Annotated in this window: 19 protein-coding genes; 12 read left to right on the top strand and 7 right to left on the bottom strand. The window is 71.1% G+C overall.

All coding sequences use genetic code 11. From position 1 onward, the window contains the following. From D8Y23_RS13640 to D8Y23_RS13660, 5 genes are all read right to left on the bottom strand, one after another. The coding region (locus D8Y23_RS13640) for a DUF222 domain-containing protein (RefSeq protein WP_128218644.1) at window positions 1-1051 on the bottom strand (1051 nt) is incomplete at its 3' end. A gap of 328 nt (window positions 1052-1379) precedes the next feature. Beyond that, the gene (locus tag D8Y23_RS13645; protein ID WP_128218645.1) at window positions 1380-2351 is read right to left on the bottom strand and encodes a sugar phosphate isomerase/epimerase family protein; all 972 of its coding nucleotides are present in this window, start codon (window positions 2349-2351) and stop codon (window positions 1380-1382) included. Continuing rightward, complete coding sequence (locus tag D8Y23_RS13650) at window positions 2348-3310, bottom strand: sugar phosphate isomerase/epimerase family protein (RefSeq protein WP_128218646.1); 963 nt, start codon at window positions 3308-3310, stop codon at window positions 2348-2350. Before D8Y23_RS13650 ends, D8Y23_RS13645 begins: the two co-directional genes overlap by 4 nt. Further along, window positions 3307-4320: a restriction endonuclease subunit R gene (locus tag D8Y23_RS13655; RefSeq protein ID WP_128218647.1), complete on the bottom strand. Its 1014-nt coding sequence runs from the start codon at window positions 4318-4320 to the stop codon at window positions 3307-3309. The genes D8Y23_RS13650 and D8Y23_RS13655 overlap by 4 nt, the downstream gene beginning before the upstream one ends. After that, complete coding sequence (locus D8Y23_RS13660) at window positions 4317-4730, bottom strand: hypothetical protein (RefSeq protein WP_128218648.1); 414 nt, start codon at window positions 4728-4730, stop codon at window positions 4317-4319. The genes D8Y23_RS13655 and D8Y23_RS13660 overlap by 4 nt, the downstream gene beginning before the upstream one ends. 124 nt (window positions 4731-4854) lie before the next feature. On the opposite strand from D8Y23_RS13660, the gene D8Y23_RS13665 reads away from it, so the two are divergent. Both D8Y23_RS13665 and D8Y23_RS13670 read left to right on the top strand, forming a co-directional pair. Next, the gene (locus D8Y23_RS13665) at window positions 4855-5340 is read left to right on the top strand and encodes a DUF2975 domain-containing protein (protein WP_128218649.1); all 486 of its coding nucleotides are present in this window, start codon (window positions 4855-4857) and stop codon (window positions 5338-5340) included. 1 nt (window position 5341) lies between these two features. After that, window positions 5342-5641 (top strand): helix-turn-helix domain-containing protein, encoded by a 300-nt coding sequence (locus D8Y23_RS13670; protein ID WP_128218650.1) that lies wholly within the window; start codon window positions 5342-5344, stop codon window positions 5639-5641. A 41-nt stretch (window positions 5642-5682) separates the two neighbouring features. Here D8Y23_RS13670 and D8Y23_RS13675 read toward each other — a convergent pair whose 3' ends face one another. Next, complete coding sequence (locus D8Y23_RS13675) at window positions 5683-6942, bottom strand: ROK family protein (protein WP_128218651.1); 1260 nt, start codon at window positions 6940-6942, stop codon at window positions 5683-5685. 109 nt (window positions 6943-7051) lie between these two features. Between D8Y23_RS13675 and D8Y23_RS13680 the strand changes: the two genes are divergently transcribed. From D8Y23_RS13680 to D8Y23_RS13715, 8 genes are all read left to right on the top strand, one after another. After that, a complete protein-coding gene (locus D8Y23_RS13680; RefSeq protein ID WP_128218652.1) occupies window positions 7052-8098 on the top strand; it encodes a Gfo/Idh/MocA family protein in 1047 nt (348 codons plus the stop codon). After that, complete coding sequence (locus D8Y23_RS13685; protein ID WP_128218653.1) at window positions 8095-8832, top strand: hypothetical protein; 738 nt, start codon at window positions 8095-8097, stop codon at window positions 8830-8832. The genes D8Y23_RS13680 and D8Y23_RS13685 overlap by 4 nt, the downstream gene beginning before the upstream one ends. 105 nt (window positions 8833-8937) lie before the next feature. Continuing rightward, on the top strand, window positions 8938-9954 hold the full coding sequence (locus D8Y23_RS13690; protein WP_128218654.1) for a VOC family protein: 1017 nt from the start codon (window positions 8938-8940) through the stop codon (window positions 9952-9954). Continuing rightward, complete coding sequence (locus D8Y23_RS13695; protein WP_128218655.1) at window positions 9954-10904, top strand: fumarylacetoacetate hydrolase family protein; 951 nt, start codon at window positions 9954-9956, stop codon at window positions 10902-10904. The genes D8Y23_RS13690 and D8Y23_RS13695 overlap by 1 nt, the downstream gene beginning before the upstream one ends. Further along, a complete protein-coding gene (locus tag D8Y23_RS13700; protein ID WP_128218656.1) occupies window positions 10901-11893 on the top strand; it encodes a cyclase family protein in 993 nt (330 codons plus the stop codon). Before D8Y23_RS13695 ends, D8Y23_RS13700 begins: the two co-directional genes overlap by 4 nt. 35 nt (window positions 11894-11928) lie before the next feature. Next, on the top strand, window positions 11929-13062 hold the full coding sequence (locus D8Y23_RS13705; RefSeq protein ID WP_128218657.1) for an FAD-dependent monooxygenase: 1134 nt from the start codon (window positions 11929-11931) through the stop codon (window positions 13060-13062). Further along, on the top strand, window positions 13059-14069 hold the full coding sequence (locus D8Y23_RS13710) for an amidohydrolase family protein (protein WP_128218658.1): 1011 nt from the start codon (window positions 13059-13061) through the stop codon (window positions 14067-14069). Before D8Y23_RS13705 ends, D8Y23_RS13710 begins: the two co-directional genes overlap by 4 nt. Next, the gene (locus tag D8Y23_RS13715) at window positions 14066-15067 is read left to right on the top strand and encodes a fumarylacetoacetate hydrolase family protein (protein ID WP_128218659.1); all 1002 of its coding nucleotides are present in this window, start codon (window positions 14066-14068) and stop codon (window positions 15065-15067) included. The genes D8Y23_RS13710 and D8Y23_RS13715 overlap by 4 nt, the downstream gene beginning before the upstream one ends. A 5-nt stretch (window positions 15068-15072) precedes the next feature. Here D8Y23_RS13715 and D8Y23_RS13720 read toward each other — a convergent pair whose 3' ends face one another. Further along, on the bottom strand, window positions 15073-15315 hold the full coding sequence (locus D8Y23_RS13720) for a hypothetical protein (RefSeq protein ID WP_164878246.1): 243 nt from the start codon (window positions 15313-15315) through the stop codon (window positions 15073-15075). A 247-nt stretch (window positions 15316-15562) separates the two neighbouring features. On the opposite strand from D8Y23_RS13720, the gene D8Y23_RS13725 reads away from it, so the two are divergent. After that, window positions 15563-17062 carry an MDR family MFS transporter gene (locus D8Y23_RS13725; protein WP_128218661.1) on the top strand — a complete coding sequence of 500 codons (1500 nt, stop codon included), beginning with the start codon at window positions 15563-15565 and terminating at the stop codon, window positions 17060-17062. A gap of 33 nt (window positions 17063-17095) precedes the next feature. Further along, complete coding sequence (locus D8Y23_RS13730; RefSeq protein WP_128218662.1) at window positions 17096-18661, top strand: GMC oxidoreductase; 1566 nt, start codon at window positions 17096-17098, stop codon at window positions 18659-18661. Window positions 18662-18681: the final 20 nt, after the last annotated feature.

The following is an 18681-nucleotide window of genomic DNA, read 5'->3' on the forward strand; positions in this document are numbered from 1 at the left end:
CGGTGACGGGGTGGGTGATGACCCGGTCCCACGGAACGCGCGTCGCGTGCGCGAGCCGTCGAGCGGTGTCTGCGTCGATGGGGGCGTGGCCGACGAGTTCCGCGGGGTTCGCGTTCTCCCTCTCGGGCCTGAGCATCGTCAGTGCGGGAACGACGACCTGGACCCGCGCGCGGATCGCGCCGAGCGTCCCCACGCCGTCATCGGTGCGGGTCGGGTCGGCGTCGGGAGCGGCGGTCAGCAGCAGGTCTGCCAACACGTCGGCCCGCACGTGATCCATCGTCCGCGTGTCGGGTTCGATCGGAACGGCGGGCGACGCGGAGGTGGGGCCGTCGACCGCCGGCAGCGGGGGGCAGTCGCCGGCGCGGACATCGGCGTTCGTCGTCGCCGACCGCTCTTCGCGCGCGTCGATGATCGCGCGAGCCTGCTGGGTGAGTCGATCGAGCACCGCGACGGCCAGCACGGTGGGAAGGGTGGCGATGAGGTCGGACATGCCGTTCTCGCCGGGCACCACCCGCACCCCGCGCCGCGCTCGACCGGCGCGGTGCCGCTCGGTCAAAGTCGTCGGCTGCACGCTTTCCGCAAGCATCGCGAGGCGGGAGCGCAGCCGACCCGGGCTTACCCCCTCGGCGGTGGCGACGGCGAGCAGGTCGAACTCCGCCCGCCGCTCCACGGGCAGCGTCGTCGCGGCATCCATGATCGCGTGCGCGTGCAACCGCGAGAGTTCCCCCGCTTCCCACGCGTCGAGGGTCGCCGGGAGATGGTCGGTGAGGACCATGGCGCGAGAGATCTGCGCCTGCACGGTGCGATCCGAGAGATGTGTCGCCGCGGCGAGCTCCGACGCCACCTCGCGCATCGCCAGCTCCGACGCGCGAGACGACGCCCGTTGCCCCGCCATCTCGTGCAGAGCCAGGTGCCCCGCTCGGGCCAACGCCCGAGTGCGCCGTGCCTCGGCGGCGGCGACGGCGGACTCCGCCGCGAGCACCTCGATCAGCACCGCGGACAGGGCGCCGGCCCCGTCGTCGGGTGGTGCTGAGAACTCTGCGGAAGACATGTGTGCATGCTAGCGACGACCTCCGACATCCGCCCCGGTTCCGAGAGCGTTCCGTGGACAACTCGCGAACCCGACCTGCTGGGGAGGAAGGGCTGCCGCCCGCCCCTGACCCTTCCCCCCGCGCCTGCCCGCCGGGCGCCGGGCCCCCCGCGCGTGCGCGCCGGGCGTCGGGCGCCCTGCGCCGAGAACAGGCACGCGACGAAAGCAGGGGATGCGACGAGAACAGGGCCGTTTCGGCATCGATCGGCCTGTTCTCGTCGAATCCCCTGCTTTCGCGACGTCGCCGACGGCACCGCGCGCCCCCGCGTGTCACCCGAAACGACGAACCTCAGCCCAACAGAGGCTGCAGCACCTTCTGCACGTACCAGCCCGCGACCATCGTGCTCTCGGCGGGGTGCGGGCTCTGGTCGGACTCGACGACGATCCAGCCCCGGTAGCCGTGCTCGGCCAGGGCGCCGACGAAGCCCTCGAAGTCGACCAGCGCGCGCTCGTCGCTCGGCTCGTAGAACCAACGCAGGATCTTGCGCGCCCCGCCCTCGGTGCGGATGAACTGCTCGGCGTGCGGGGTCGACGCCTCCTCGTCGTCCACCGTCTCGCGCGCGTCCTTCAGCTGCACGTGCACCACGCGGTCCGCAAACCGCCGGTACAGCGCGACGGGGTCGATGCCCGCGATCGCGTACTCGGCGGTGTCGATCGCGAGACCCACTTTCGCGGGGTCGGTCGCGGCGAGCAGCCGATGGATGCCATCTCCCAGGCGCAGCGCGGAGAGGAAGTCGACGTGCAGGCCCAGGGCGATGCCGTCGGCCGCGATCGCCTCACCCACGGCGTTCCACAGGTCGGCGAGCACGCGGATCTGCTCGTCGGAGAGTTCTCCGGTCTGCCACGCCGACGGCGCCGCGCGCACGACGAGCACGCTTCCGCCGAGGCGGCGGAGCGCGTCCGCGAACCACCGGGCGGTGCGCACGATCTGATCCACCGATGCCGGGTCCAGCGGGTCGGGCCCGCGTCCCATCTCGACCTCGAACCCCACGGAGGGGTCGTACACGTAGCTGCTCACGGCCTCGAGCGCGCACGCGGACAGCACCTCGCGGAACCCTTCGAGGGAGCCGTACAGGTCGGCGATCTGCTGCGGCGTCCCGAGCGGCTCCCACGCGCCGAAGCTCACGGCGGTGAGCTCGACACCCGAGAAGCCGCTGATCGACACGGTCTTGAACGCGCGCTCGTGCTCGCGTTTGCGCACGAACGAGTCGATGTTCGTGTCCCACTGGTTGAGGGCGTAGGCCCAGCGCACGTCGCTCATCGCGCGACTTCCTCGTTGTAGATGCCGTCGAGGACGTTCTTCGCATACCAGCGGGAGATCGCGGTGCTCTCGGCGTAGTCGCCGCCGAGCTTGTCGGCCTTGTCGTGTTCGACGCTGATCCAGCCGGTGTACCCGTTGTCGCGGACCGACCGCATCATCGCCTCGAAGTCGACGAGCCCCTCATCGGTGCCCATCTCGTAGAACCACTTCTCGGTCGTCTTCGCCGAGACCTCGGCATCCGGGAACATGCGGTAGTCCTCGTTGGTGTCCTTGAAGCGGGTGTCTTTGAAGTGGAAGCCCGTGACGCGCTCGTGGTGCTTCTCGTACACGGCGACCGGGTCGACGTCGGCGATGCAGTGCTGGGCGGTGTCGACGAAGAACTTCACGTAGCGCGGGTCGGCGTACGAGTAGAACCGGTCGATCTGGTCGCGCGTGCGGATGCCGGCGTAGAACTCGTGGTGGCACGTGAGGTTGACGCCGTACTGCTGCGTGAGCTCGCCCACCTTGCCCCACACGTCGGCGGCGTGCTTGAGCCCGTCATCGGGCACGCCGGCCTCGTCGAAGTAGCGGGATCCGGGCATCACGATGATGTTGTCGAGCTGGATGCCGGACCACATGTCCATCGTCCGCTGGAAGTCCTCCAGGATCGTCGCGTGCGTCGCCGGGACCTCCGGCGCGTAGCGGTCGGGGGTGTAGTACACGCCGTGGAAGGTGTTGACGATGCGCTCGAGGCCCTGCTCCTGCACGAACTCCTGGTAGTTGGCCACCGACCCGTACTGCTCGAAGATCTGCCAGATGCGGAAGTCGAAGGTGTCGATCGCGTCGAAGCCGACGGCGGCCACCTGCTGCAGGAACCGCTTCATCGCCAGCCGCGACTGCCATTGGTCGTAGGGTCCGGCGGGACCCTGGGCCCGCCAGTGGTCCATGTAACTCCACTTGATGGGGGGTCGGTCGGTCATGGGGTGCTCGCTCTCTGGAGGGATGCGGATGGGGGACGGTCGGAGAGGAGAGCGGCGGCCAGCGCAAGATGACGCGAGGTCATCTCCCACGGATCGTCGTCGAGCCACTCCTGGCCGCCCCACTCGCTGCAGAGCGTGCCGGTGAAGCCCGTCGCGCCGAGGGCGGTGCCCACGTCGCGAAGGGGGTCGGAAAGTCGGTCGTCGGAATCATCGAGATCCCAGAACTTCAGGTGCACCGCGCCCAGGAGGGGCAGGACGGATGCCACGTCGGCGATGTCGGAGCGCCCGAACCGCACGAGCAGGTTCATGTACAGCGTGTGCACCTGCCCCGGGACACGCCCCGACCGCAGGTGGTCGATGACCGCGCCGTGGGTCTCGGGCTCCCGCCACCGGTCTCGGAGCAGCGCCACGAGCGTCGGGTCGACGCCACCGCGCGCGAGCTCCTCGAGATACGTCACGGGGAGCGCGGGCATGAGCATGCTGATGTCGAGCAGCAGGCGGACGTGCAGGCTGTCGATCTCGGCGATCCGGGCGTAGGCCTCGGGTGACGCGGCGGGAGTCTGGTGCCCCTGCGCCTCCTCGAACAGTACGAGGTCGAGCTCCTCGAGCAGCGGCAGCGCGCGCTCCAGCAGCGCGCCCGCCTGGCCGATCGGAAGACGGACACCGTGCGCGCCGAGGGCGGCGGAGGTGCGCAGCTGCGGCTCCAGGAAGGCGAGCCGTTCGTCGTCGTCCCGGCGCCGATGCCCGTCCCACTCGTCGATGCTCACGCCGACGATGCTCACGCGTCCGCCGACCGCGTCGAGGCGCTCGCGCAGGGCGCGGGCCTCGTCGAGCGTGGCCGCCGGGTAGCCGCGCCACAGCTGCCCGAGCTCCACCTCGATCGCGGAGGCGAGGCCGCGTTCGACCAGCGTCAGGGCGAGGTCGGGGGCCGTGCGCTCGGCGCGCACGACCTCGGGCGTGATGTTGAACGCGCTCGCCGAGAACGTCCAGCCCGCGGGCAGGCCGCTCACGCGGGGCTCCCGACGTCGCGCGAGACGCCCGTCGTCGGGGTCTCGGTGTCCAGCGCGCGGGTGAAGAAGAAGGGCAGGCGCAGGGGCCCGTCCGTTCCGCCCTCCAGGTAGGGCACTTCGAGACCGAACGACACCGACACCTCGTGGATGCCAGGGCTCGCGGCATCCGTCACGTGAAGCGCGACGCGGTCCTGTATATGCCACCAGACGGTCTCGGCGTCGAGATCGGCGGGGTCGATCCGGCGATCGCCGAGCACGACCGTTGCCGGGGCGGGGCGCCCGTCGATTCGCACCTCGGGCTCGACGAGACCCCCGAGGGGAAGCGAGCGGATCCAGGGCAGGGACAGCCGGAGGGCGTACCCGTCGGGAAGGGCGTGCAGCGCGTCGTCGCGCAGCGCGGTCAGGACCATGAGTCCAGAACCTACCGACTAATGTTCGAAACAGGAAGAAGTTCTCAAGTTCGCGTTGTCGGTCGCTCGCATCTTCTATCGATACTCGATAGATTCTTGTCGAGTTTCGGCAGATGGGATCGATATGAACGTCATGATGACCCGCGCGGCCCAAGCCGCCATCGCGTTGGCGCTGGCGGGTTCGATCCTCGTCGAGGGGATGATCCTGCCCGCGGTCTATCGCGATCTGGAAGGTACGACGCCGGTTCTGCCCGCTGTCTTCGTCGGGTTGCTGGCCGTCGGTGTGATCGCGTTGCAAGTCTGCGGGGTCTGCGTGTGGCGCCTGTTGTCGAAGACCCGGAGGGGAGTGGTGTTCGCCGAGACATCCTTCCGCGAGGTGGATGTGATCGCGTGGTCGCTGGCCACCGTTGCCATCGTCCTCGCGGCTATCGGGATCATCCTGGCGCCGGGGGAAATCGCTCCCGGGGTCGTGGGTCTCATCTGCGGTGCCGCGGTCGTCATGGGTGGTGCGTGCCTGCTCGTCGTCGTTCTGCGGGGGCTCCTTAGGCAGGCGATCGCCAGCGAGGGAGAGATCCTCAGTCTCCGCGGCGAACTCGGGGAAGTGATCTGAGATGCCCATCGTCATCGACATCGACGTGATGCTCGCCCGCCGCAAGATGAGCGTGGGCGAGCTGGCGCAACGGATCAACATCACGCCCGCCAACGTCGCGGTCTTGAAGAACGGCCGGGCGAAAGCGGTGCGCTTCTCGACGCTCGACGCACTGTGCAGCGCTCTCGACTGTCAGCCCGGCGACCTGCTGCGATGGGAACCCGATGACACCGCCCTCGGCGCGGGTGCCCGTGCAACGGAAGGCCCCGCCGCGACGGGGCTTCCGAGTTCTCCCCCGCATGCGCCCTTGCCGTCGGCGTAAGACGATGGGGCGTCCTGCCCGCCCGGCTCGGACGCGGGGCGTCAGCCGCGAATCGCCGCGAGCATCGGGCGTCCCTCGGCGAACCACCGGGGGAAGGTCGCTTCGAACAGCTGCTCGCGCGCGAGGTCGACGCCGCCCCGCAGCGGCTCGCGCCGGTCGTTCACGCTCGTCACGATCGAGAGGTCGCGGGTCGCGAGCGGGAGCGAGAGCTCGTAGACGCGGTGTCGCACCTCGGCGAGGAAGAGCTCGCCCGCCGCGGCCACGGCTCCGCCGACGACGATGACGCTCGGGTTGAACATGTTCACGAGGGCCGCGACGGCCTCGCCGATCTGTCGCGCCGAGGCCTGGACGAGCGAGATCGCCAAGGCGTCGCCCCGCTCGGCGGCTCGCGAGACGTCTTCGGGGGCGAGCTCGGCGCCCGAGGCGATGATGTCGGCGAGCGCGCCGGTACCGCCCGCCGCGACCGCCTCGCGGGCGTCGCGCACGAGGGCCCACCCGCCGGCGACGGCTTCGAGGCATCCGATCTTCCCGCACCGGCACTGGTGCTGCGACCCCGGGACCCGGACGTGACCCATGTCGCCCGCGGCACCGTTCGCCCCGCGGTGCACGCGTCCGTGCGACACGAGTCCGGCGCCGATGCCGGTGCCGATCTTGCAATAGATCAGGTCGGGGTTGTCGTCGCGCCGGCGCGCGCGCTCACCAGCGGCCAGGATGTTGACGTCGTTGTCGACCCAGACAGGAGCGGAGTAGCGGTCCTCGAAGCGGGAGCGGACGTCGAAGTTGTTCCACCCGGGCATGATCGGCGGAGCGACGGGGCGGCCGGTCTCGAAATCGACGGGACCGGGGAGGCCCACGACCACGGCCCAGACCGAGGGGTTCCCGTCGCTCTCGAGCAACTCGTCGACCATCGCCGTCGCGACCGCCAGGGTCTCGTCGGGTCCGCTCGCGATATCCCACACGCGGTGCGCCTCCGCGCGGATCTCGCCGTCGAGGTCGGTGACACCGACATGGATGTGGAGGCCGCCGAGCGCGCACACGACGATCCGCCCGCGCTCGGAGCGGAAGCGGATGGTGCGGGGGGCGCGGCCGCCCGACGACGGCGCGTACTCGGCATCCTCGAGGAAGCCCATCTCGACGGCGCGGTCCACCCGCTGGCTGACGACGCCGCGGCCGAGACCGGTGACACGACCGATCTCGGGGCGCGTCACCGCCTCGCCGAGACGGACCATGTTCACGATCCGCAGCAGGCTCGTGACCTCGTCGGTCTGTGCGCCGAAGCGAAGGGTGGAGACGTTGGCCATGCTCGATCTTCACACAGGGGACGCTTCCCGCTCCCGGTTTCGCGTCATCTATGGTTCATTAGTCTCGAACTTCAGCAACATTCATGCTGAAGTGGCGCAAAGGAGCGACATGACCTGGGGCGTGGGCATCATCGGGGCGGGTCCCGGCGTCGCGGCTCTGCACGCCCCCACCCTCGCCCGTACCGCCGGCGACTTCCGACTGGTGCACGTGAGCGACAGCGGGAGCGGGCGGGCCGCGACGATCGCCGAGCGCTTCGGCGCGCGCTCCTCGACCGGCGTCGACGACCTCCTGGCCGACCCCGACGTCGACGTCGTGGCCGTCTGCAGTCCGCCCGATCACCACGCCGCGCACGTGCGCGCGAGCCTCGCGGCCGGTCGGCGCACCATCTTTTGCGAGAAGCCGCTCGCGACGACGCTCGCCGATGCCGAGGCGATCGTGTCCGAGTGCGCCGCCGCGGGAGCCTTGCTCGTCGTCGGCACGAACCACCTTTTCGATCCCGCTTGGTCGCGAGCGACGCACCATCTGCACGCCGAGCGCGACCGCGTCCGGTCGGTCGCGGTCACCCTCTCGCTCGCGCCGAACGGCCGGTACCACGAGCTCGTCACCGGCGCCCCCCTCCCCGCGGCCCCCGGGCCTGCGCGCCCGCCGATCGATCCTCACGATCGCGAGCTCAGCGCCCGCATCGTGCGGCAGCTGGTGGTCGGGCTGGCGGTGCACGATCTGCCGCTCGTCCGCGACCTGGTCCCGGATGCCGTCGAGGTGGTGTGGGCGCGGCCGATCGCCCCGATCGGATTCGACCTCGCGCTTCGTTCCCCCCACGCACTCGTCCGGTTCACGGCCGTCATGGCGCCCGAGGGCGCGGACTCGCTCTGGCGCGTCACCATCGCGACCGACGGCGCCCGCATCGACGTCGAGTTCCCCCCGCCGTTCGTGCACACGGGCAGCGCCCGCACGACCGTCCGCGACGGGCGCGGCATCCAGACCGTCTATCCGATCGACCGGCGCAACGGCTACGACGCGGAATGGCGGGCGCTCGCGGCCTTGCTGCGCGGCGAGACCGCCATGGAGTACGACGAGTTGCGCGCGGACGCCGCGTTCGTCATCGCCGTGGCCGACGGCGCCGCCGCCGCGGTGCGGGCGGGGATGGTCGCGTGAGCGCGATGCCGGTGGCGACCGACCTCGCCCCGTACCGCGCAGCGATCGCCGAACTCGCCCCCCTCGTGCGTCTCGCGGATGCCGAGGAGGCCGGCATCCTGCGCATCGTGGACGGCCGCGGTGCCTGGTGGGACCGGCTCGAACGATTGATCGACGCCGTCGGGGTCGTGGTGGACGAGCCGCAGCCTGCTCCCGCCTCCGCGCACGAGCGCCTTCGCGCGCTCGGTGTCCCGATCATCGTGTCCCGTCGACGGCTGCGCGCCGATGTCGTCGCGACCGTCGCGGCCGTGTCCACGGCGCACGTCGTGGTCGACGCGTGGGGGGCGCCGTCGGAGGCGGCCCCGCTGCTGCGCGACGCCGTGGGCTGGGCGAGGGTGCTGGCCGGCGGGCCGCTGGAACTCCTCGCGCAGGCCGAAACGCCCACGGCCGACATCCTCGCGCTCGCGCAGGGCGACCTCGGTGTGAGCGTGACGCGCACGGTGGGCGGGTCAGGCGTGGGCGACACGCTGACCGCGATCGCGCTCGGCTCGCACCGCGTGGAGGTGCGGGCCGATTCCGCGGCCATGATCGAGGTCGCAGGCGACGACGTCGACGGGCGCCGTCTGGCCGCTCCGCGGCGGGAGTCGGCCGAGCGCGTGGCGCTGCGTCGGCTCCGGGATGCCGTCCGCGCCGGTGTGCGGCCGGCGGATCTCGACGAGCTCGCTCATGACGATCGCATCCTCGGTCCGGAATAAGCCGCGTCGATACTTGGCATCCACAGGATCGGCTTCCCTGATACCGAGGTCAATCGGATAGTGGAAGGAGAGTCGGAACGGCCCGATTCACCGAAAGGATCGAAGATGATCAAGCTTCTCTCGCACCTGTCCTTCGTTGCGATCACGACGCCCGATGTCGATGCCTCGGTGGACTTCTACGTCAACCAGGTGGGTCTGACCGAGGTCGCACGCGAGGACGACCGCGTATACCTGCGCTGCTGGGGCGACTACTACTCGTACTCCGTCGTGGTGGTCCGCGGCGACGAGCCCGCGCTCGAGACCATGGCCTGGCGGACGTCGTCGGCCGAGGCGCTCGAAGAGGCCGCGAAGCGCGTCGAGGCGACCGGCATCCAGGGCGAGTGGTTCGAGGGTCGCGGCATCGGCCGCGCCTACCGCTTCACCGGCCCGTTCGGCCACAACATGACGCTGCACTGGGATGTCGAGCGCCACCGTCCCGAGCCGCACACCGCGTCGATCTTCCCCGACCGTCCCGAGAAGCGCAGCTCCGTCGCCGGCGCACCCCGCCAGCTCGACCACGTCACCGTCGCCACCAAGGACGTCGACGCGTTCGTGCAGTGGTACGTCGACACGCTCGGCTTCCGGTTCATGGCCCGCACGGTCCTGGACGAAGCGCCCATCTCGGTGTTCTCGGTGCTGACGACGAACGAGAAGTCGCACGACCTCGGCGTCGTCCTCGACGGCTCGACCCGCGCCGGCCGCATCAACCACTACGCCTTCTGGGTCGACACCCGCGAGGAACTGCTCATCGCCGCCGACACCCTCATGGAGAACGGCATCCCGATCGAGTACGGCCCCAACATCCACGGCATCGGCGAGCAGACTTTCCTCTATTACCGCGAGCCCTCGACGCTGCGCATCGAGCTCAACACCGGCGGCTACCGCAACTACGTCCCCGACTGGGAGGCGAACACCTGGAAGCCGTCGCTCGGGTCGAACAACATGTACCGCAACGGTGCCATGCCCATGTCGATGACCGAGTCGTTCCCGCCCGCCGACGGCCCCAGCGCCACCGAGGAGGGCGTGCCCGACGAGATCAAGGACGCGCTGCTGAACCCCTACGCGATCCAGGGCCGGGGTTGATGGTGGCGACCGCCCCCTACGCTCTCGCGCGCTTCCGCCGGGGGGATGCCGTGTACGTCGGCCTCGTGGCCGGCGACCGCATCCGTCCCCTCGGCGCGGAGGAGCTCGGCGGCGGCCTGAACGACTTCCTGGCCGCCCCCGACTGGGAGCGGATCGCCGTGCTCGTCGAGGCGCCGGGGGAGTGGCATCCGCTGTCGGAGGTCACCCTCACGGCGCCCGTCGAGCCGCGGCAGGTGCTGCAGACCGGCGCCAACTACCGCCAGCACGTCATCGAGCTGGTGGCGGCGGGCCTGACGCAGAACACCGACCGCACGCCGGAGGAGGCGCGCGCGTTCGCGGCCGACATGATGGACGAGCGGGCCCGCAGCGGCGAGCCGTACTTCTTCATCGGACTGACCGCCTGCGTCGTCGGCGACGACGTGCCGCTCGTGCTCCCGGGCTACAGCGACGTGCACGACTGGGAGCTCGAGCTCGCCGTCGTGATCGGGCGCGAGGCGTTCCGCGTCTCGCGCGAGGACGCGCTCGACCACGTCGCCGGGTACACGATCGTCAACGACATCACCACGCGCGACCTCGTGTTCCGCAGGGACATGAAGGAGATCGGCACCGACTGGTACCGGGCCAAGAACGCGCCGGGGTTCCTCCCGACGGGTCCGCTCCTCGTGCCTGCCGCGTTCGTCGACCCCGCCGACACCCCGGTGCGTCTCGAACTCAACGGACAGGTGATGCAGGATGCCAACACCTCCGACCTCCTGTTCGACGTGCCGGCGCTGATCTCGGCGGCATCGCAGACCCATCCGCTCCTCCCCGGCGACCTGCTCCTCACCGGCAGCCCGGCCGGAAACGGGCAGCACTGGAAGAGGTTCCTGCGCGACGGCGACGTCATGACGGGGACCATCGGCGCGCTCGGCACGCAGGTCGTGCGGTGCGTCGCGGAGGAGAACGCGTGAGCGGGCCCTCGGAGAACCCCGGCGACCTCGACCGGCAGAACCCCGAGGCCGAGATCGCCGCGCGGGCCGAGGCGTACCGGAACTGGGGACGGTGGGGAGAGGACGACGTGCTCGGCACGCTCAACTTCATCGACGCCGGGAAGCGTCGCGAGGCCGCCGCGCTCGTGCGCGAGGGACGCTCGATCTCGCTCTCGCAGCGCTTCGACACCGACGGGCCGCAGAAGGGCTGGCGCCGCCGCACCAACCCGGTGCACACGATGACCGACACGGGAACGGATGCCGAACGCGGCAACCAGGGCTTCCCGCACGGCATCGGCGGCGCCGACGACGTCATCGCCATGCCCCTGCAGTGCTCGACCCAGTGGGACGGCCTCGGGCACATCTTCGACCACGGATTCGCGTGGAACGGGCGCCGTGCGGGCGACGTCGTCACGAGTGACGGCGACCTCGTCACCGGCATCGAGCATGCAGCCAGCGTCATCGTGTCGCGCGGCGTGCTCCTCGACGTCGGCCGCCACCTCGCGCCCGAGACCGGCGAACTCGCCGACGGCTACGCGATCACCGCCGAGGACCTCGACGCGTGCGCGGCCGCGGAGGGAGTGACCGTCGGCCGCGGCGACATCGTGCTCGTCCGCACGGGACAGTTCGCCCGCGCCACGCGCGAGGGGTGGGGCGACTACGCCGGCGGCCCCGCGCCGGGCCTGTCGCTCACGACCGCCGGGTGGCTGCACCGCACCGAGATCGCCGCGATCGCCACCGACACGTGGGGCTTCGAGGTTCGTCCGAACGAATTCGACGTGCCCGCCTTCCAGCCGCTCCACCAGGTCGTGATCCCGAACCTCGGGCTCACGATCGGGGAGATGTGGAACCTCGACGCGCTCGCCGAGGCCTGCGCGTCCGCGGGGCGGTGGGAGTTCCTCCTCTCGGCGCCGCCACTCCCGATCACCGGCGCCGTCGGGTCGCCGGTGAATCCGGTCGCTCTGCTGTAAACCTGATCCCCGAACCAGAACAGAGAGGTTCTGACATGACCGCCGTCCAACGAGTCGCCATCGCCGGTGCCGGCGTCGCCGGCCTGGCATCCGCCATCTTCCTGGCAAGGGCCGGGGTCGAGGTCGACCTCTACGACGCCCAGCCCGCCCTGCCGACGCGCGGCTCGGGCATCACGCTGCAGGGCAATGCGCTGCGCGTCTTCGACGAGCTCGGCGTGTGGGACGAGGTGGCCGCCGCGGGCAAGGCGTTCGAGGGGCTCAACCTCCGCGCGCCCGGCCCCGGTGCCCCCGTGGTCGCGGCCCTTCCCGACCTCAAGACGGGCGGCCCCGACTATCCCTCCACGATGGGCATGTCGCGCCCCGATCTCGCTCGCATCCTCCTCGCGGCGGCCGAGGCGCACGGTGCCCGCGTGCATTTCGGGAGGCGCATCACCGGGCTCTCGCAGACCGACGACGGCGTCACGGTCGAGGTCGACGGCGAGTCCGCGGGCACGTTCGACCTGCTCGTCGGCGCCGACGGCCTGCACTCCGCGGTGCGCGAGCTGATCGGCATCCACGTCTCTCCCGAGCAGACGGGCATGGGCATCTGGCGCACCTTTGTGTCGCTGCCGCCCGACGTCGACCGCAGCGAGCTGTACTACGGCGGCCCGATGTACATCGCGGGGTACACGCCCACCGGCGACGACACCATGTACGCGTTCCTCGTGGAGGCCGCTCAGGACCGCTCGCACGTGGCGCCCGAGGAGGCGCGGCGCATCATGGTCGAGCAGTCGCGCGCCTACGACGGTCCGTGGAACCACATCCGTGCCGACATCGAGGCGGGGGCGGATGCCAACTACACCTGGTTCACGCGGCACCTCGTCGAGGCGCCGTGGAACCGCGGCCGCGTCGTCGTGATCGGCGACGCCGCGCACAGCTGCCCGCCGACGATCGCGCAGGGAGCCGCCCAGGGACTCGAGGATGCCGCGGTGCTGAGCGAGCTGCTGGTGGATCGGGATGCCGTGGACCAGGCGCTGTGGGACGCGTTCCACGAGCGTCGTGTGGCGCGGGCGAAGGCGATCGTCGACGCGTCGGTGCAGCTCGGGCAGTGGCAGCTCGACGGCGTCCGCGACGCCGACATGGGCGGCCTGATGTTCGGTGTGGCGCAGCTGACGGCGGCCCGCGCATGAGCGGGGTCGTCGACGTGCACGCCCACCTGCTCATGCCGGGGCTGCACGCCGAGGTGGAGCGGCGGGTGCCCGAGGAGGTCGAGGCCGCGGCCGCGCTGGAGCTGCGACGCAACGGCCTGGCGAGCCTGCAGGCGTCGGGGCGCATGATCGGCGAGCGGTTCCCGCGCCTGACCGACATCGGCGCGCGGCTCGCGGCCATGGACGCTCAGGGCGTCGACCGGCAGTGGATCAGTCCGTCGCCGAACCACTTCTACCCGTGGGCGGGGGAGGGCCTCGCGACCTGGGTCTCGAGCGAGGCGAACCGCCTCATCGCCGAGCACGTCGCGCAGGCTCCGGATCGCCTGAGCGGTCTCGGCGTCGTGCCTCTCCAGCACCCGCACCTCGCCGTCGACGCGCTCGACGACGCCGTGCTCGGGCGCGGGCTCGCGGGCGTGGAGATATCCTCCTTCGCCGGCGATGTGGAGCTCAGCGACGAGCGGCTCGAGCCGTTCTGGGCTCGCGCGGCAGAGCTGCGCGCCGTCGTGTTCCTCCACCCCTTCGGCTGCTCGCTCGACGAGCGCCTCGACCGGTTCTACCTCTCCAACACGGTCGGACAGCCGACGGAGAACGCCGTCGCGCTCTCGCACCTCATCTTCGCGGGCGTGCTCGATCGGCATCCGGGGCTCCGGCTCGTCGCGGCGCACGGCGGCGGATACCTGCCCACCGCTATCGGCCGCTCGGACCGTGCCTGGAACGTGCGGCCCGAGGCTCACGGGTGCGCGCACGCGCCCTCCAGCTACCTCGCGAAGCTGTGGTTCGACACGGTGGTGCACGACGAGCGGGCGCTGCGGTGGCTCGTCGAGGTCGCGGGAGCCGACCGGGTGCTGCTGGGCAGCGACTTCCCGTTCGACATGGGGCTCGACGACCCGGCCGCGTTCGTGCGCGGCGCCGGGCTCGACGACGCCGCGGTCGAAGCGATCCTGGGTGGCAACGCCGAAGCGCTGCTGCGGACGCGGGTGCACGCATGAGGATCGCGCGCTGGGTCGATGGCGCCGACGTCGGCGAGGGGTTCGTCGTCGGGGAATCGGTGATCCCGTTCCCCGACGGGCTGCGCGTGGCCGAGGTGCTCGCGCAGGGCCTCGCGGCGGCTGCGGCGCTGTACGAACGGCGGGATCCCTCCGCAGCGCGGCCGGTGTCGGACGTCCGCCTGCTCGCGCCGCTCGCGCCGGCGTCGATCCGTGACTTCGTCGCGTTCGAGGAGCACGTCGAGGGCGTGAGCGCGTCGGTAGACGGCAAGAGCGAGGTCGTGCCCGAGTGGTACGAAGCCCCGACCTTCTACTTCACCAACCCGCACACCGTGCGGGCGACCGGTGACGTCGTGGCGATCCCCGAGACGCAGCGGCTCGACATCGAGCTCGAACTCGCCGCCGTCATCGGCGGTGTGCCCGGCTCGGACGGGGAGAACCTGGATGCCACGGGCGCGGCGACCCACATCTTCGGCTACACCGTGATGAACGACTGGTCCGCGCGCGATCTGCAGTCGCGAGAGATGAAGGTGCGGCTGGGCCCGGCCAAGGGCAAGGACTTCGCGATGACGCTCGGGCCGTGGGTCGTCACGGCCGACGAGCTCGAGGGGTACCTCGACGCCGACGGTTTCCTCGCGGTGCGGGCGGAGCTGTTCGTCAACGGCGAGCTGATCGGCGCCGACCTCGTGTCGAACATGGGCTGGCCGTTCCCCGAGCTGGTCATGTACGCCGCGCGGAACTCCGTCGTGGTCCCCGGCGACGTGCTCGGCTCGGGGACCGTCGGGAACGGTGGATGCCTCGGCGAACTGTGGGGGCGCCGCGGAGCGCTCGACCCACGGCCGCTGGAGCCCGGCGACGAGGTGCGCATGGTGATCGAGGGCGTGGGCGAGATCGTCAACGTCGTGGGGGAGCGGGTTGCAGCGCCGCCGGTGCCGCGGGCGCGGGAGCGTCCGCGCGCACGGCACCGCCCCGACCTCGCGCGGTCGCCGCTCGGGCGCTGACCGATTCAGGTCCCCCAGGTCCGTCGGCGGTGTTCGCGGGAGAGAGGGACGACGCGGATGCCGGCGATGGTGATGAAGAAGACCGCCACGGCAAGACTCACCGCCCAGAGGATCCACGCTCCCGCGTCCCCGGATCGCAGCGCGTTCGCGAGGAAGGCCCCCTGAACGAAGAAGCTCAGGACCATGACGAGGATGGAGGTGCGAATGCGCGACACCAACGCTCTGTCGCTCAGTGCTTCACGCGTCATGATTCTCCGACGTGGCCGAGGACGCCGGACGGGTCTCGGCCGGCACCTCTTCGGACCTCATGCCCAGGAGTGTAGACGCGCGGTGCCGTTCGCGTGTCGATCCAGCCTCGTACTAATGTTGAAAACGAACATAAGTCGCGGTATCCTTGCGGGGACGTCGGGGCCGTTTCGGTCCGTTCGCCCGGTGAGGGAGCCGGAGCGGCACACACGGTCGCGTCGATCGCCCGGTCGTACGGGCGCCCCTCGCATGACTCTCTCTCCCGCGCGGCTGCGCGTGCTCGTCGCCGCCCTCCTCGCCGTGTCGTTCCTCGGCGCCCTCGACCACACGGTGGTCTCGACCTCGCTCGCCACGATCGCCGGCGATCTCGGCGCGCTCGAGCACATGGGCTGGATCATGGTCGGCTACACCCTCGCCGCCACCGTGATGCTGCCCGTGCTCGGCAAACTCGGCGACGTCGTCGGCCCGCGGAGCGTGTTCCTCGTCTCGCTCGGGCTGTTCCTCGTCGCGTCCCTCGCGTGCGGCTTCGCCCCCGACCTCGGCTGGCTGATCGCCGCCCGCGTGGTGCAAGGGCTCGGGTCCGCGGGGCTCCAGCTCATGTCGCAGACGATCATCGCCCGCGTCACGAGCCCCCGTCAGCGGCCCCGCTACATGGCGATCATCGGCACCGCCTTCCCGGTCGCGATCGTCGTCGGACCCGTCGTCGGCGGTCTCATCACCGACTTCTGGGGCTGGTCGTGGGTGTTCTGGATCAACATCCCGATCGGTTTCGCAGCGTTCGCGCTCGCCGCCGTCGCGGTGCCGCGCCTGCCCGGCGGGGCCCACCCGCGCTTCGACATCCCCGGGTCGGTCGTCTTCACCGGCACGCTCGTGGCCCTCGTGCTCGCGGTGACCTGGGTCGGCGACGACGCCCTGCGTCCGACGGCGCTCGCGTGCGCGGCGGCGGTGGTCGTCGGCATCCTGGCCCTCGTCGTCATCGAGCGGCGGGCCGCCGAACCGATCCTGCCGCCGAGGATCCTGCGCAACCGCACGATCCTCGCGTGCCTCGGGCTCTCGCTCATCGTGGGCTCGGGCCTCTTCGCGATCGTCGCCTACGTGCCGACCTACATCCAGATGGCCTACCGCACGACCGCGACCCTCTCGGGACTCGTGCCGATCGCGACCGTGCTCGGCATGCTCGTCAGCAACCTGCTCACGGGGTGGCTCGTGAGCAGGTCGGGCCGCTACCGCTTCTACCCGGTGTTCGGCACGGTGCTGGCTGCCATGGGGCTGGCGACCATGGCGGCGCTGCCCGTGGGGCTGCCGCTGTGGGTGCCCATGGCCGTGATGGCCGTGGTCGGCATCGGCACCGGCTCGTTCACGAACCTCATCTTCGCCGTCGTCCAGAGCGCGGCCGCCCGCTCCGACCTCGGGGCCGTCACCGCAACGACCAACCTCGTGCGCCAGGTGGGCTCGGCCGTGGGAACCGCGATCGTCGGCGGGGTGGTCGGCTTCGGCGTCGCCGCGAGCCTCCCCACCGGTCTGGATGCCGACACGCTCACGCCCGCGGCCGTCCGTGCCGCGTCGCCGGACGTCCAGGACGCCGTCGCGGTGATCTACCATGACACCTTCGCGCCGGTGTTCCTGGGCCTCGCGCTCGTCTACGCCTGTGGAATCGTCTTCGCGCTGACGCTGCCCGGCGGACGCCTGTCCGACGACGCGCCCGCCCCCGTCGCCGCCGTTCCCGACGCGGACCGTCAGCCCGCCTGATCTCTCAGCCCGCCTCATCTCGAAGGAGAGACCGTGTCAGAAACCCCCACGATCGCCGTCGTCGGCAGCGGACCGGTCGGCGCCGCGTACGCCCGTGTGCTGCTGGAATCGCTTCCGCACGCGCGCGTGATCATGTTCGAGGCGGGTCCGCAGGTCACCGAGCGTCCGGGCGAGAGCGTGCGCAACATCGCCGACCCCGACGAGAAGGCCCGGGCCCGCGAGCGGTCGCAGGGACCCCAGGCGGGAGAGTTCCGCGAGTCGCTCGGCATCCCGTCCGGCACCATCGTCGAGGGCATGTTCACGGCGCGTCAGGGCACGCACCTGCTCGACTTCGGCGGGGAGGGCTCCGCGCACGCGCCGAGCTTCCCGGCGGCCGCCGCCGCGACGAACGTCGGCGGGCAGGGTGCGCACTGGACGTGCGCGATCCCGCGGCCTGCGTTCAGTGAGAAGCTCGACTTCATCGCCGACGACGAGTGGGAAGACCTCGTCTCGACCGCCGAAGATCTGCTGCACAAGCAGAGCGCGGCGTTCTCGGACTCGCCCGTGGGCGCGGCGATCCGCACGTTGCTCGACCGCGAGTTCGGTGCCGAGCTCCCCAAGGGCTACGGCGTGAGCACGCTGCCGGTCGCCGGCGATCCGCAGCCCGACGGCACGATGCGGTGGGCCGGGACCGACACGGTCCTGGGTCCGTTGATCGAGCCGGGCACCGACACCGCGGCACGCTTCGAGTTGCGCGACCTGACTCTCGTGCGCCGCATCGAGCACGACGGCGCGCGCGTCCGGGGCGTGGTGGCGGAAGACCTGCGCACGCACGAGGAGGCGTTCGTCCCGGCGGATGCCGTCGTCGTCGCCGCCGACGCGTTCCGCTCGCCCCAGTTGCTCTGGGCCTCCGGCATCCGTCCGGCTCCCCTCGGCCGATACCTCACCGAGCATCACGTCGTCATCGGAACCGTCGTGCTCGACGGCGAGCGGATGAGCGAGCTCGTGTCCGACGCCGCGCTGCAGGCCGAGCTCGACCGCCGCGCGTTGAACCCCGCCGACCCGGTCGCGGCGGTCAACCGCATCCCGTTCTCCGAGCCCGAGCACCCGTATTCGGCGCAGATCATGTACGCCGAGACCCCGCCCTTCCCGCTCGACCCTGCGCATCCCGCCGCGGGCAACCGCTGGGGGTACATCAACATGGGCTTCGGCGTGCGCAAATTCCCCCGCGTCGAGGACGGTGTGACCTTCCGCGACGACGAGCTCGACTACCGCGGCCTGCCGAACTTCACGATCGAGTACGCGTTGACCGAGCGGGAGGATGCCGAGATCGCCGAGGCGACCGATCGCCTGCGCCGCGCGGGTGCGGCGCTCGGCTCGTTCATCGCCGAGCCCCGGCTGCTGCCGAACGGCTCTAGTCTGCACTTCATGGGGACGATGCGCGCGGGCACCGACCCCGCGACCTCCGTCGCCGATCCGTATTCGCACGTGTGGGGGTTCGAGAACCTGCTGGTCGGCGGCAACGGCCTGATCCCCACCGCGAACACGATGAACCCGACCCTGACGAGCGTCGCCATCGCCGTGCGCGGCGCCCGCCGCCTCGCGGAGGACTTGCGCTGACGAGCCGCGCCGGCGGGTCC

The sequence above is a fragment of the Microbacterium enclense genome (assembly GCF_004022425.1).
Taxonomy (GTDB): domain Bacteria; phylum Actinomycetota; class Actinomycetes; order Actinomycetales; family Microbacteriaceae; genus Microbacterium; species Microbacterium enclense_A.

What these genes read in the sequence shown, in the direction of transcription:
- D8Y23_RS13645 (WP_128218645.1), bottom strand. Translation starts at nt 2,351, where the DNA reads ATGAGCGACGTGCGCTGGGCCTACGCCCTCAACCAGTGGGACACGAAC.
- D8Y23_RS13725 (WP_128218661.1), top strand. Translation starts at nt 15,563, where the DNA reads ATGACTCTCTCTCCCGCGCGGCTGCGCGTGCTCGTCGCCGCCCTCCTC.
- D8Y23_RS13670 (WP_128218650.1), top strand. Translation starts at nt 5,342, where the DNA reads ATGCCCATCGTCATCGACATCGACGTGATGCTCGCCCGCCGCAAGATG.
- D8Y23_RS13665 (WP_128218649.1), top strand. Translation starts at nt 4,855, where the DNA reads ATGAACGTCATGATGACCCGCGCGGCCCAAGCCGCCATCGCGTTGGCG.
- D8Y23_RS13680 (WP_128218652.1), top strand. Translation starts at nt 7,052, where the DNA reads ATGACCTGGGGCGTGGGCATCATCGGGGCGGGTCCCGGCGTCGCGGCT.
- D8Y23_RS13705 (WP_128218657.1), top strand. Translation starts at nt 11,929, where the DNA reads ATGACCGCCGTCCAACGAGTCGCCATCGCCGGTGCCGGCGTCGCCGGC.
- D8Y23_RS13720 (WP_164878246.1), bottom strand. Translation starts at nt 15,315, where the DNA reads ATGACGCGTGAAGCACTGAGCGACAGAGCGTTGGTGTCGCGCATTCGC.
- D8Y23_RS13660 (WP_128218648.1), bottom strand. Translation starts at nt 4,730, where the DNA reads ATGGTCCTGACCGCGCTGCGCGACGACGCGCTGCACGCCCTTCCCGAC.
- D8Y23_RS13715 (WP_128218659.1), top strand. Translation starts at nt 14,066, where the DNA reads ATGAGGATCGCGCGCTGGGTCGATGGCGCCGACGTCGGCGAGGGGTTC.
- D8Y23_RS13695 (WP_128218655.1), top strand. Translation starts at nt 9,954, where the DNA reads ATGGTGGCGACCGCCCCCTACGCTCTCGCGCGCTTCCGCCGGGGGGAT.
- D8Y23_RS13675 (WP_128218651.1), bottom strand. Translation starts at nt 6,942, where the DNA reads ATGGCCAACGTCTCCACCCTTCGCTTCGGCGCACAGACCGACGAGGTC.
- D8Y23_RS13650 (WP_128218646.1), bottom strand. Translation starts at nt 3,310, where the DNA reads ATGACCGACCGACCCCCCATCAAGTGGAGTTACATGGACCACTGGCGG.
- D8Y23_RS13690 (WP_128218654.1), top strand. Translation starts at nt 8,938, where the DNA reads ATGATCAAGCTTCTCTCGCACCTGTCCTTCGTTGCGATCACGACGCCC.
- D8Y23_RS13710 (WP_128218658.1), top strand. Translation starts at nt 13,059, where the DNA reads ATGAGCGGGGTCGTCGACGTGCACGCCCACCTGCTCATGCCGGGGCTG.